Here is a 13480-nt window from a genome sequence, read left to right on the forward strand (position 1 = left end):
TGCCGCGGGAAGGGGACGGACGAGGGCGCGCGGGCGGGGTACGGCGGGCCCGCCCCGCGCGGCCGGCGGCCGGATGCGGGCCGTCAGTCCCCGGCCGGTGTGCGCTCGGCGGCGGTGCGCTGGTCGACCTCGCGCCAGAATCCGGCCCGGATCGCATAGCGGTCATGCTCGTCGATCTGGTCGTCCTTGTGGGCGAGCAGGCCGAACCGGGCGGCGTAGCGGAGCAGTTCGCCGTCGATGCGGTGCGGGATACGCGGGTACTCCACGGAGAGCTGCTGGAGATGCGCCGTGCCGGAGAGCCGCTCGGTCCAGCGCCGGGCGAAGACCTGGCCGACCTCGAAGGGATCGCCGCTGACGGCCGTGATGTCCTCCTCGCGGTCGGCCCAGCGCTGCTCGGCGCTGGTCAGCTGGGCGAGGGTCGGCAGGGAGGCGGTCTCGGACGGTTCGCCCGCCGGGCCACCGCGCTCGACCCACCCCTTGTCGGAGGACCAGCGCAGGGTGGCGCTGGGCGCGGGCACCTGCTGGCCGCCGGTCGCCGGGGCGGCCGCTCCCGGACCCGCGGCGTGGGTCCGGCTCAGCCCGGCCAGATCCTTGGGCGTGGGGACGACCCTGGGGCCGGCGGCGCCGGAGTTCTCGTCCGCCTCGGTGTCGTCGGTGTTCTCGGGACGCGCCGTACCGTTCGCACCGTTGCGGCGTTCGTGACCGTGGTCGGCGGTGTCCGCCCCGGTGACGGCGGCGGCCGCGGCGGCGACCGCGGACTCCGGCAGCGGCGCGGAGAGGATCGCGGCGATCTCGGGGCGCGGTACGGGGGGCGGTGCGCAGGGGCCGCCGATCTCCTTGGCGCGTACCGCCCGGGTGATCCAGGCCCGGTCCAGCACCCGCCGTTCGTCGGCCTCCGCGACCAGGTCCTCGGACTGGTTGTAGTCGCCGTCCGCGGCCTGGACGGCCCACAGGTGGACGGCGACGCCGTGCTCCTTCGCCGACATCAGACCGGGCAGCAGATCGCCGTCGCCGGTGACGAGGACGATGTCGGAGCAGGCGCGGTTGCGGGCGAGTTCGGTCAGCTCGGCGTGCATGGCGGCGTCCACGCCCTTCTGCGCCCAGCGTCCGTCGCTGCGGGTCAGGGCGCCGAGCCGGACGGTGACGCGCGACATGACGCGGAGCCGGCGGTGCTCGGGCTGCGGGACGCGGTCGGGGGCGCCGTCGAACCAGTAGATCCGCAGCAACGGCCGTTCCGTATCGGCCTCGGCCCGCTGCCGCAGGCCCTGGATGAGGGCGGCGTGATCGACGGTGATCCGGGACCGGGCAGGCTCTCCGGCGAGCAGACTCGCGGCGGCGCCGAGCAAATATCCGGCGTCCACCAGGACGACGCAGCGATCCACGTTCCACCCTCTTCCCTGAGGTGCTGAAGTCCGGTCGCCCCCCGGCTCGGCCTGTGGCACGAGTTTCCTTCGGCTTTCCTTGGAGTCTGCCCGACCGTACGGGGGTTATCTGCCCGAACTCGATCATCGGCGTGGCGGATTCGGCGGGGATCCCGGGTGGTTTGCGTGACCTCCCGCATCACCCACGGTAATTGCCCAAAATGCGGCGTCTTGTCCGGCGTGTAAGTCTGGTCCCGGCCCCGATCTCAGGATCCCCCCTCAGGAGGCATGATCATGGCCAAGCACAAGAAAGACCGAAATAAGCAGCAGAAGGCCGGTCCGGCCGAGCGCGGTCACGAGCAGTCCCAGCAATCGTCCCTCGACGCGATATCCCAGCCGCAGCAGTCGGCCCAGGGCACTCCGGCGGACGTCGCCCGCAAGCACCAGCGGCGCTTCGGTCACAACTGACGCATCCCACCCACGAGTTGAGGGGCGCGCCCGGTGCGGGCGCGCCCCTCGGTCCGGGCACCGCGGCCGGCCGTCGGCCGTCCCTCATACGAGTTTCAGTTGCGCTGTACACGCTGTTCGCGCAGGGGGCCGCCGCGCCCCACGGTTGTTACCCGTTCGGGTACATCACCGCCGTGGCCGGGCGAGGCCACCGCCGCCGGAGCGGGGCCACCCTCGCCGGGGCGCGGGCGGCGTCCGAACCGTCGCCGCCGGGGCTCAGCCCGCCAGGCAGGACGGGCCGAGCAGCACCTTGAGATCGCCGAACAGCGACGGGTCGGGCGTGACCCGGTGCCGGTCCAGCCGGAGCACGGTGGTCTTGCGGGCCCCCAGGAGCTTGATCCGCACCTCCGTGGAGCCGCGGTGGCTGCTGAGCACCTCACCGAGCTTCTCGACCATCGGCGGGGTGACCTTGACCGTCGGGATGATGATCGTGACCGGCGCGTTCGCGCCCGCCTCGGAGAGGTCGGGGACCATCATCTCCATCGCGACCAGCCGCGGGATGTCCTCCCGCTTGTCGAGCCGTCCCTTGACGAACACCACGGTGTCCTCGACAAGTTGGGTCGACACCAGCTGGTAGGTCGCCGGGAAGAACATGCAGTCGATGGAGCCGGCGAGGTCCTCGACGGTGGCGATGGCCCAGGCGTTGCCCTGTTTGGTCATCTTGCGCTGGAGGCCGGAGATGATGCCGCCGATGGTGACGATGGAGCCGTCCGAGTAGTCGCCGCCGGTCAGCTGGGCGATGGCCGCGTCCGCCTTGTCGGACAGGACGTGCTCCAGCCCGAAGAGCGGGTGGTCGGAGACGTAGAGGCCGAGCATCTCGCGCTCCTGGGCGAGGAGGTACGCCTTGTCCCACTCGATGTCCGAGAACTCCACGTCGAGCCCGAAGCCGGGGCCGTCGGAGCCGTCGTCGGAGCCGTCGCCCATGCCGCCGAAGAGGTCGAACTGCCCCTCGGCCTCCTTGCGCTTGACCTGGACGACGTTGTCGATCATCGACTCGTAGTGCGCCGTCAGCCCCTTGCGGGTGTGGCCCATCTCGTCGAAGGCACCGGCCTTGATCAGCGATTCGGTGGTGCGCTTGTTGCAGGCGACCGCGTCGACCTTGTCGAGGTAGTCGGGGAAGGAGGCGTACTTCCCCTTGGACTTGCGGCAGCGGATGATCGAATCGACGACGTTCTGGCCGACGTTGCGGACCGCGGTGAGGCCGAAGAGGATCACATCGTCGCCCTGGGCGGCGAAGTTCGCCTCCGACTCGTTGACGTTCGGCGGCAGCACCTTGATGCCCATGCGGCGGCATTCGTTCAGATAGACCGCCGACTTGTCCTTGTCGTCGCGCACCGAGGTGAGCAGTCCGGACATGTACTCGGCCGGGTAGTTGGCCTTCAGATACGCGGTCCAGTAGGTGACCAGGCCGTACGCGGAGGAGTGCGCCTTGTTGAAGGCGTAGCCGGCGAAGGGGACCAGGACGTCCCACAGGGCCTGGATCGCCGCGTCCGAGAAGCCCTTCTTCTTCGCGCCGGCCTGGAAGAGCACGAAGTTCTTGTCCAGCTCCTCCTTCTTCTTCTTGCCCATGACGCGGCGCAGCACGTCGGCCTCGCCGAGGGTGTAGCCGGCGACGATCTGCGCGGCCTTCTGCACCTGCTCCTGGTAGACGATCAGGCCGTGGGTGAGGCCGAGGACCTCCTTGAGCGGCTCCTCCAGCTCCGGGTGGATCGGGGTGATCTCCTGCTGGCCGTTCTTGCGCAGCGCGTAGTTGGTGTGCGAGTTCATGCCCATCGGGCCCGGCCGGTACAGGGCCGAGACGGCGGAAATGTCCTCGAAGTTGTCGGGCTTCATCAGCCGCAGCAGCGAGCGCATCGGGCCGCCGTCGAACTGGAAGACACCGAGGGTGTCGCCGCGCTGGAGCAGTTCGTAGGTCTTGGGGTCGTCCAGCGGGATGGAGAGGAGGTCGAGGTCGACGCCCTTGTTGGCCTTCACCATCTTGACGGCGTCGTCCATGATCGTGAGGTTGCGCAGGCCCAGGAAGTCCATCTTCAGCAGGCCGAGCGACTCACAGCTGGGGTAGTCCCACTGCGTGATCGTCACGCCGTCGGTGTGCCGCACCCAGACCGGGACGTGGTCGGTGATGGTCTCGCTGGACATGATCACGCCGGCCGCGTGCACACCCATCTGCCGGACCAGGCCCTCGACGCCCTTGGCGGTGTCGATGACCTTCTTGACGTCCGGTTCGTTCTCGTACATCCCCCGGATCTCGCCCGCCTCGCTGTAGCGCGGGTGCTTGGGGTCGGTGATGCCGTTGAGGTCGATGCCCTTGCCGAGGACGTCGGCGGGCATCGCCTTGGTGAGGCGGTCGCCCATCGCGTACGGGTAGCCCAGGACGCGCGCGGAGTCCTTGATGGCGTTCTTGGCCTTGATGGTGCCGTACGTGCCGATCATGGCGACCTTGTCGGCGCCGTACTTCTCCGTCACGTACCGGATCACCTCGACGCGCCTGCGCTCGTCGAAGTCGATGTCGACATCGGGCATGGAGATGCGCTCGGGGTTGAGGAACCGCTCGAAGATCAGCCCGTGCTCGATGGGGTCGAGGTCGGTGATGCCCATGGCGTACGAGACGATCGAGCCGGCCGCGGAGCCACGGCCGGGGCCGACCGCGATGCCGTTGTTCTTCGCCCACATGATGAAGTCGGCGACCACCAGGAAGTAGCCGGGGAACCCCATCTGGATGATGATGTCCATCTCGTACTCGGCCTGCTTCTGGCGGTCCTCGGGGACCCCGTTCGGGAAGCGGCGGGCCATGCCGACCCGGACCTCCTCCTGGAACCAGGTGACCTCGCTGAACCCCTCGGGCACCTCGAACTTCGGCATCAGGTCGCGCTTGTCGAACCAGCCGTCGTTGTTGATCTGCTGGGCGACCAGGAGGGTGTTGGCGCACCCCTCCTGCCAGGCGTCGGAGGAGTCGATGGCGTACATCTCGTCCGTCGACTTGAGGTAGTAGCCGGTGCCGTCGAAGCGGAAGCGGTCCGGGTCGGAGAGGTTCTTGCCGGTCTGGATGCACAGCAGGGCGTCGTGCGCGGTGGACTCGTTCGCGTAGGTGTAGTGCGAGTCGTTGGTGACCAGCGGCGGGATGCCGAGCTTCTTGCCGATCTCCAGCAGACCGTCGCGCACCCGGCGCTCGATCTCGATGCCGTGGTCCATCAGCTCCAGGAAGTACCGGCCCTCGCCGAAGATGTCCTTGTAGTCGGAGGCCGCCTGCACCGCCTCGTCGAACTGGCCGAGCCGCAGCCGGGTCTGCACCTCGCCGGACGGGCAGCCGGTGGAGGCGATCAGCCCCTCCGACCACTGGGCGATGGTCTCCTTGTCCATCCGGGGCCACTTCGTCAGCCAGCCCTCGGCGTACGCGTCGGAGGAGAGCCGGAAGAGGTTGTGCAGACCGGTCCGGTTGGCCGCCCAGATCGTCTTGTGGGTGTAACCACCGGAACCGGAGACGTCGTCGCGCTTCTGGTGCGGCTGGCCCCACTGGATGCGCCGCTTGTTGCGGCGGGACTCGGGGGCGACATACGCCTCGATGCCGATGATCGGGGTGACGCCCGCCTTTTTCGCCTGGTGGAAGAAGTCGTAGGCGCCGTGGAGGTTGCCGTGGTCGGTCATCGCGATATGCGACATGCCCATTTCGTTGCACGCGTTGAACATGTCCTTCAGCCGCGCGGCACCGTCCAGCAGCGAGTACTGGGTATGGACGTGCAGGTGCGTGAAGGGCGGCTTGGCCACGGCGGAAGACCTCCGGGAAACGGTCGGCGGGGCACCTCCCAGCGGGGCGGGGGAGGTGGGTGAGACGGTTTCGAAGTCTACGACTCCCCAGTGACAACCGAGGCGATCCCAAGGCGGCACCGGGGCGACGCCGGAGGGCGCCGGGAGACATCGGACCAGCGGCCCGGGAGGGGCACTCCCGCGGGGTCCCGCCCGTTGTCCGTGACGGATCCCGGCGACGGATCCCGGTGATATGTCTCCCCGGCCGGCCTCCGCGGCCGCTCCGGGGGCCGCGATCCGGCGCCGGTCTCCGCCACCTCTCCGCTGCCGTTCTTCAGGAGGCACTCAGCGATGTCGTCCCAGCACGCCCCGGCACCGGACGCCGCGCGGCGCGGCGAGCAGATCCTCGCCGTCTTCGACACCGCGTTCGCGGAGCCGCTCGCCGCCGACCCCGCGGCCCTGCGGGGCAGGCTCCGGAAGATGGCCGCCTCCGCCGCCGACTTCTACCGGGGCACGGCCTGCCTGTTCTACCGCGATCTGGCGGCCGGGGACGGAGCGCGGCGGGACGAGAAGGAGGGGGCGGCCGGTGTCCCCGCGGCCGTCCCGTACCCCGGCCGGTATCTGGACGAGCGGACCAGCCGGGTGTGGATCCACGGCGATCTGCACGCCGGGGCGTTCGGCACGTACCTGGACGCCACGGGCCGGCTGGTCTTCCACGCCGACGGCTTCGACGAGGCGTACGTCGGGCCCTTCCTCTGGGACCTCCAGCGGTTCGCCGCCTCCGTCGCGCTGCTCGGCCACGCCAAGGCGCTCAGCGACGCGCAGATCACCGGCCTGGTGCGGACGTACGCCGCCGCCTACCGCGAGCGGATCCACGCGCTGGCCGCCGACGCGAGGCGCCCCGGCCGCGACGAGCTGCCGCCGCTCACCCTCGACACCGCCGAGGGCCCGCTGCTGGACACGCTGCGCGCGGCCCGTGCGCGCACCCGGGGCGGGCTGCTGGAGACGGTGACGGAGGTCCGCGACTTCGAGCGGCGGTTCTCGGCCGGCGCCGGGACCATCGAGCTGGACGCGGCCGCGCGCTACAAGGTCCTGGCGGCCTTCGACGGCTATCTGGAGACGCTGCCCGAGTCGAGCCTGGCCCACCCGGACGCGTACCGCGTCAAGGACGTGGTGGGCCGGCACGGCACCGGCCCGGCCGGAACTCCCTCCTACGACATCCTCCTGGAGGGCGGCAGCGACGCCCTGGAGAGCGATGTGGTGATCTCCCTGCGGCAGGCGCGGACCCCGGCCGTCGCGCGGCACCTCACCGGCCCCCGGGTCCGCGGCCACTTCCGGCACGAGGGGCACCGCACCGCCGTCGCGCAGCGTGCGCTGCAGGCGCACGCCGACCCGTGGCTGGGCTGGACCGAGCTGGACGGCGCGGGCCATCTGGTCACCGAGCTCTCCCCGTACGCGGTCGGTCTGGACTGGTCGGAGCTCGACGACCCGGCGGAGATCTCGGCGGTGGTGGCCGACCTGGGCCGGGTCACGGCGGCCCTGCACGCCGTGCCGGCCGGCGACGGCCACGCGCTGGTGCCGTTCTCGGCCGAGCGCGCCATCGACGCGGCCATCGCGGCCGACGAGGAGGGCTTCGCCACGGTGCTGGTGGACTTCGCGCACTCCTACGGCGCGCGTGCCCGCCGCGACCACGAGATCTTCGTGGACCTCTTCCGCGACGGCCGGATCCCCGGCGTGTGAGGCCGCGCCGCTCGGCCGCGCCGGTGTGCCCGGAGCGCCCCGGCGCGGCCGAGGCACCGTAGCCGGTCCCACCGGGCGGATTCGCGGGATGTTCCGCCCCGAAGCCCCTTAGGCGGCACTTATCCCGGCCCATGGCACACTCGCACCAATGGACATCTCGGCGGCACACCTGCGGGCACTGCGCGCAGCGCTCTTCACGGCGCTGTGCGTGACGCTGTCCTCGGCGTCCCATGTGCTGCTGTCCCGTATGCCGCTGCCGGTGACCACCGTCGCCGCCCTCTCCCTCGCCGTGTACGCGCTCGCCTACGCACTGGCCGGCCGGGAGCGCGGCTACTGGCGGATCGCCGCGCTGCTGCTCCCCCTGGAGCTGGCCGCCGACACCGTCTTCAGCATCGGCCAGCACACCTGCTACGGACCGGCCGGCGGCCCGGTCACCGGCGCGCTGCGCTCGCTGGGCGTGGATCTGCTCTGCGGCGGCGGCTCGGTCGGCTCCCCGCTGACCCAGCTGTCCGGGAACGACGCCGCACCCGCCTCGACCTGGCTGCTGCTGCTCGTGGCGCATCTGCTCATCGGGCTGCTGGCGGCCGCCTGGCTGCGCCGCGGCGAGGCCGCGCTGGCGCAGCTGCTGGGCGCGGTGGCCGGTTTCGCCTTCCGGCCGCTGCTGATCGCCGTCGCGGTCGTCGGCCGGGCGCTCGCCCCGCGCCGCCCGGTGCCCGCTCCCGTGGGGGCCGTTCCGGCCACCGGCACCGCCCCCCTGCTCGTGCACTGTGTCGTGCGCCGTGGACCGCCCTGCGCGCTCGCTGCCTGAGGCCCCGGCCCGCGCAGCGCGCGTACGCACGCACCCGTAAGGCGCGCGTACGCCTCCCGACAGCACGCACCCCCTTCCCACGGATTTCCCACGGAGCAGGTACAGCCATGAGCAACCGCAACAACCAGGCCAACAAGCAGGCAGCGCGCGAGCGGCTGCGCGCCGAGCGCGAGCGGCAGGCGAAGAAGGACCGGACCCGTCGGCAGCTGACGGTCGGCGGCGCGATCGTCGCGGTCCTCGCGATAGCCGGCGGTATCGGCGTGGCGGTCGCCAACTCGGGCGACGACAGCTCCGGCGGCAGCGGCGACGCCTGGGCGAAGGCCGCGAAGGCCACGCTCGTCAAGCCCGCCAACACCGCCGGTGACAAGGGCACCGAGGTCGTCATCGGCAAGGCGGACGCCAAGAACACCCTGGAGGTCTTCGAGGACCCGCGCTGCCCCGGCTGCGCCAACTTCGAGCAGAACGTCGGGGAGCAGATCCAGAAGGACGTCAAGGACGGCAAGTACAAGGCGTCCTTCCACGTGGGCACCTTCCTGGACGGCATGCTCAAGGGCACCGGTTCCAAGGACGCGCTGAGCGCGCTGGGTGCCTCGCTCAACGTCGGCCCGGACGCCTTCCTGAAGTACAAGGAGGCGCTGTACTCGAAGGAGTACCACCCGGAGGAGACCGGCCCGGACAAGTTCGCCGACAACAGCTACCTGCTCAAGGTCGCCGACACCGTCCCGGCCCTCAAGGGCAACGCCGCCTTCCAGAAGGCCGTCAAGGACGGTACGTACGACCGGTGGGCGCTGGAGATATCCGACGCGTTCAACGCGGTCAAGGACGTCACCAGCACCCCGACGATCAAGATGAACGGCACGGTGCTGGGCACCGACGGCGAACGGGGCAAGGTCGCCCCGGCCACGCTGGACGCCTTCAACTCGATGGTCGACAAGGCCCTGAAGTCCTGACCCCCCGCCGTGCCCGGCCGGCCGCCGGGCACGGCTGACCGCGGCATTCCCGGCCGGCGTGCGATCCGCGCGCCGGCCGATGCCAAATCTTGACCCGGCCTTCCGTCGTGTTCATGGCAGACTCCCGGCATGCAGGGGACGGGAGTGCGCCCGATGGCCCGGCCGGCGGTGCACCTCAGGATGGTGCGGGCCGCGCTGTTCACCGCGCTCTGCGTCACCCTGTCCGCCGCCTCCCACGTCCTGCTCTCGCGCGCCCCGTTACCGCCCGCGACGGTCGCCGCGAGCTGCGCCGCCGTCTTCACCGCGGCGTACGCACTGGCCGGCCGGGAGCGCGGCTACGGGCGGATCGCCGCCCTCCTGATACCGCTGGAGCTGGCCGCCGACACCGTCTTCACCGCCGGGCAGCACACCTGTTACGGACCGGCCGGCGGCCCGGTCACCGGCCCGCTGCGCGCGGTCGGCGTCGAACTGCTCTGCCGGGGCGGTGAGCTGGGCACTCCGCTGGCCCGGGTGGCCGCCCATCCGGGCGGCCCGCTGCCGCCCGCCGTACCGGCGGCCGCCCCCTGGCTGCTGCTCGCCGCGCATCTGGCGGTCGGGCTGCTCGCCGCCGCCTGGCTGCACCGCGGGGACGCCGCACTGGACCGGCTGCTGCGCGCGGTGGCCGCGTTCGCGTTCCGGCCGCTGCCGCGCGCGGACGCCGCCGCGCCTCCCCCGCCCCGCCGCCGGATCCGGCCCCCGCACCCCGTGGCCCCGGCCCGCCCGCGGCCCCACCTCGTGCACTGCGTACAGCGCCGCGGCCCGCCCCCCGCGCCCGCACGGCAGGGGCGCCACCACCGCCCCGCCGCCGTCTGAGCAGTCCGTACGAGAGTCGGCGTCAGCCCGCCGCAGCACCGAGGGGACCGGGACACACCCATGAGCAACCGCAACAACCAGGCCAACAAGCAGGCAGCGCGCGAGCGGCTGCGCGCCGAGCGCGAGCAGCAGAAGAAGAAGGAGAAGGTGCGCCGCCAACTCGTCGTGGCGGGCGCGGTGGTCGGCGTCCTGGCGATCGCCGGCGGGATCGGTTACGCCGTGCTGAAGGCGAACGAGCCCACCGGCTGGGAGGCCGCCAAGGAGGCCAAGCTCGTCGCACCGGCGCACACCCAGGGCGAGAACGGCACCGAGATCCTGATCGGCGACAAGAACGCCAAGGAGACCCTGGAGGTCTTCGAGGACGTGCGCTGCCCGGCGTGCGCGGCGTTCGAGCAGAGCACCGGCCCGGCCCTGCTCAAGGACATCGAGGACGGCCGGTACAAGGTCCGCTTCACCATGTACACCTTCATCGACGGCATGGGCGGCGGCGAGGGCTCCAAGAAGGCGCTGAACGCGCTCGGCGCGGCGCTGAACATCAGCCAGGACGCCTTCCTGAAGTACAAGGCGGCGCTGTACTCCGCCAAGTACCACCCCGATGAGCGCGAGGACGTCTACGGCAAGAACGCCGAACTGCTCAAGGTCGCCGCCGAGGTACCGGCCCTGAAGAACAACAAGGCGTTCGAGACGGCGGTCGAGCAGGGCACCTACAACCGCTGGGTGACGGAGATGACCGCGCTGTTCGGCCGCAAGGGGGTCAAGGGCACGCCGACCTTCATGCACGGTGACAAGAAGCTGGTGATTCCCGAGGTGCCGCAGCAGCAGATGACGCAGGAGCAGTACAACCAGCTCGCGCAGGCCAACTTCAAGAAGATGATCGACAAGGAGTTCGGCCCGGCGAAGGGGACCGCTCCGGACGCGGACAAGAACGGCGGCAAGGACGGCGCCAAGGACAAGGAGAGCGGCGGCGGGAAGGGGATCCGCGAGGGCGAGCCGACCCGGTAGAGCGCACCGCGGGTGCCGTACGGGGAAACGGGCGGGCGCGCTCCCCGGGATGTCCGGGAATCCCCGGGGCCCGGCCCCGGGGATTCCTGGGGAACGCCGGGGCCGGGGCCGGTGCGCCGGCCCCGGCGCCCGCCGCTACAGCCCGGCCAGGAACCCCAGCGCCACCCGCCAGGTGTGCTCCGCCGCCTGTGCGTCGTAGTCCGGCAGTTCGGGGTCGGTGTAGAGGTGGCCGGCGCCGGCGTAGCGGAAGACCTCGACGTCCGCGCCGGCCCGGCGCATCCGGAGGTACCAGGCGTTCAGCCAGTCGTGCGGCTCGTACGGATCCGGGTCCGCGACGTGCAGCTGCACCGGGAGGTCGTCGGCGACGGCGTCCTCCGCGATGTCGGAGGTGCCGTGCAGCAGGAGCAGACCGCGGGTCTTCTCGTCCGCCAGCGCCAGATTCTGCGCGACCGAACCGCCGAAGGAGAAGCCCGCGTAGACCAGACCGCGGTCGGAGTACGGCGCGGCGGTCAGGACGGCCCGCTTGAGCAGCTCCTCCTTGCCGATGGCGTCCTTGATGGCCATCCCGTCCTGCACCGAGTCGGCGGTCCGGCCGTCGAACAGATCGGGGACGATCACCTCGTGCCCGGCGGCGCGCAGCCGGTCCGCCCCCGCGTGCACCGCGGGGCGCAGTCCGCACACCGAGTGGAACAGGACAATCGTCGAAGAACCGCTGGCCGCGGACTCGGTGGAGGCCGGCACTGACATCACTCCCTGGGGTTCGTTCACAGTTCCCTCATCGTGCCAGCCGCCACTGACAGTGCCGTTCACTGCGTGGCGCGCAGGCTGCGCATGTCCAGATGGCGCAGCACCCGGTCCACGATCTCCGGGTCCGCGCCCGGTTCGCTGCGCGCGGCGAGCACCTCGTGCCGGGCCGCGGAGAGCATCTCCCCCTGGATGCGCTGCACCTTCTTCATCCGCGTGATCCGCTTCTCGAAGTGCTCGCGCCGCTCGTCGTCCATGATCTCCGGCGAGATCCGGGCGCCGATGTCGTACGCGCGCCGGGACAGCTGGTCGGTGATCTCCTCGGGCAGCTCCTCGACCTCCATGATCTCCCGCAGCCGCCGCTTGGACGCCTTGATCACCCGGATCGCCAGCTCCCGCTCCAGCGCGTCCTCGGCATCGGTGTCGGCCCGCACCCGGAGCTTGCGCACCAGCCAGGGCAGGGTCAGGCCCTGGACGACCAGGGTGGTGAGCACCACCGCGAAGGCGATGAAGAGGATCTCGTCGCGGGCGGGGAAGTCCGTACCGCCGTCGATGGTGTACGGGATGGCCAGCGCCAGCGCCACCGAGGCCACTCCGCGCATCCCGGACCACCACATGATGACCGTCTCGCGCCAGCTCAGCGGGATGTCCTCGTCGTAGTCGCGGCGCTTGTGCATCCGTTTGGCCAGCCAGGCGGCGGGCAGCAGCCACAGCAGGCGGACGGCGACGACCACGCCGACGACGGCCGCGGCCGCGCCGAGCATCTCGGCCCACCGCCCGGACGCGGTGCCGAAGATGTTGTGCATCTCCAGGCCGATCAGCCCGAAGGCGACGCCGGTGACGAGGGTGTCGACGACTTCCCAGAAGGTGTATCCGGCGAGCCGGCCCATCACGTCGTCGGCGTCGACGGCGTACTCGGCCAGGAAGAGTGCGCTGGTCAGCACCGCCAGCACCCCGGATCCCTGGAACTCCTCGGCGAGTACGTACGCGACGAACGGCACCAGCAGCGTCAGGCCGATCTGCAGCGTCGGGTCGCCGAGCCGCCCCATCAGCTTGTTGGCGGCCCAGCCGAGCACCAGCCCGACCGCTATGGCCACGACCGCGGACAGCACCAGCGAACCGACCGCGGCGGGGGCCGAGAAGGTGCCGCTGACGGCCGCGGCGAGCGCGACGTGGTAGAGCACGATCGCGGTGACGTCGTTGAACAGCCCCTCGCCCTCCAGGATGGAGACCATCCGGCGGGGCAGTCCGAGCTTGCCGGCGACGGCGGTCGCGGCGACCGGGTCGGGCGGGGCGACCAGCGCGCCGAGCACCACCGCGCCGGCCAGCGGCAGACCGGGCACGACGGCCTGGGCGACCGCGGCGACGGCGGCCGTGGTGGCGAAGACGAGGGCGACGGCGAGCAGCAGGATCGGCCGGAGGTTGGCCGTGAACTGCCGCCAGGAGGTGCGTTGCACGGCGGCGTAGAGCAGCGGTGGCAGCACCAGCGGCAGGATGAACTCGGGCGGCACCTCGACGTTGGGTACGAACGGCAGCAGCGCCAGCACGGCCCCGAAGAGGGTCATCAGCACCGGTGAGGGAAGCCCCAGCCGGTCACCGACCGGGACCATGACCACAGCCCCGAGGAGAAGAACGAACATCAGGGCCAGCTGGTCCACGGTGGCTACGCTCCGGGGTCGGTTTCGATCGTTTTCCGCCCCAAGCCTGCCACGACACCGGTCAATATCCGTCGCGGCCGGTGCCGCGGGTGGCCGGACCGGCGCCCGGCCACC

10 protein-coding genes are annotated in these 13480 nt (G+C 71.3%); 6 read left to right on the forward strand and 4 right to left on the reverse strand.

The genetic code is table 11. The features are described from left to right. Window positions 1-83: 83 nt before the first annotated feature. Window positions 84-1382 carry an NYN domain-containing protein gene (locus tag IH09_RS06310; RefSeq protein ID WP_052854874.1) on the reverse strand — a complete coding sequence of 433 codons (1299 nt, stop codon included), beginning with the start codon at window positions 1380-1382 and terminating at the stop codon, window positions 84-86. Window positions 1383-1655: 273 nt separating this feature from the next. Between IH09_RS06310 and IH09_RS06315 the strand changes: the two genes are divergently transcribed. Then, window positions 1656-1829, forward strand: coding sequence for a hypothetical protein (locus IH09_RS06315; RefSeq protein WP_172451262.1), 174 nt, complete (start codon window positions 1656-1658; stop codon window positions 1827-1829). A 255-nt stretch (window positions 1830-2084) separates the two neighbouring features. Here the strand turns inward: IH09_RS06315 and dnaE are convergent, their stop codons facing one another. Next, window positions 2085-5633 (reverse strand): DNA polymerase III subunit alpha, encoded by a 3549-nt coding sequence (gene dnaE / locus IH09_RS06320; RefSeq protein WP_052854878.1) that lies wholly within the window; start codon window positions 5631-5633, stop codon window positions 2085-2087. Between the two features lie 330 nt (window positions 5634-5963). Between dnaE and IH09_RS06325 the strand changes: the two genes are divergently transcribed. From IH09_RS06325 to IH09_RS06345, 5 genes are all read left to right on the forward strand, one after another. Continuing rightward, window positions 5964-7352 carry a DUF2252 domain-containing protein gene (locus IH09_RS06325; RefSeq protein ID WP_052854880.1) on the forward strand — a complete coding sequence of 463 codons (1389 nt, stop codon included), beginning with the start codon at window positions 5964-5966 and terminating at the stop codon, window positions 7350-7352. Window positions 7353-7500: 148 nt separating this feature from the next. Beyond that, the gene (locus IH09_RS06330) at window positions 7501-8160 is read left to right on the forward strand and encodes a hypothetical protein (protein ID WP_052854883.1); all 660 of its coding nucleotides are present in this window, start codon (window positions 7501-7503) and stop codon (window positions 8158-8160) included. A 107-nt stretch (window positions 8161-8267) separates the two neighbouring features. Then, the gene (locus IH09_RS06335) at window positions 8268-9110 is read left to right on the forward strand and encodes a thioredoxin domain-containing protein (RefSeq protein WP_052854885.1); all 843 of its coding nucleotides are present in this window, start codon (window positions 8268-8270) and stop codon (window positions 9108-9110) included. 129 nt (window positions 9111-9239) lie between these two features. Beyond that, window positions 9240-9962, forward strand: coding sequence for a hypothetical protein (locus IH09_RS06340; RefSeq protein ID WP_172451260.1), 723 nt, complete (start codon window positions 9240-9242; stop codon window positions 9960-9962). A 60-nt stretch (window positions 9963-10022) separates the two neighbouring features. Next, window positions 10023-10964, forward strand: coding sequence for a thioredoxin domain-containing protein (locus tag IH09_RS06345; RefSeq protein WP_052854889.1), 942 nt, complete (start codon window positions 10023-10025; stop codon window positions 10962-10964). Between the two features lie 135 nt (window positions 10965-11099). On the opposite strand, the gene IH09_RS06350 is transcribed toward IH09_RS06345, so the two are convergent. Together IH09_RS06350 and IH09_RS06355 are read right to left on the reverse strand one after the other, a co-directional pair. After that, a complete protein-coding gene (locus IH09_RS06350; RefSeq protein WP_172451258.1) occupies window positions 11100-11711 on the reverse strand; it encodes a dienelactone hydrolase family protein in 612 nt (203 codons plus the stop codon). A gap of 59 nt (window positions 11712-11770) precedes the next feature. Further along, window positions 11771-13366 (reverse strand): Na+/H+ antiporter, encoded by a 1596-nt coding sequence (locus IH09_RS06355; protein ID WP_052854895.1) that lies wholly within the window; start codon window positions 13364-13366, stop codon window positions 11771-11773. Between the last annotated feature and the right edge of the window lie 114 nt (window positions 13367-13480).

This window comes from Streptomyces celluloflavus (assembly GCA_000720995.1).
GTDB classification, from domain to species: domain Bacteria; phylum Actinomycetota; class Actinomycetes; order Streptomycetales; family Streptomycetaceae; genus Streptomyces; species Streptomyces celluloflavus.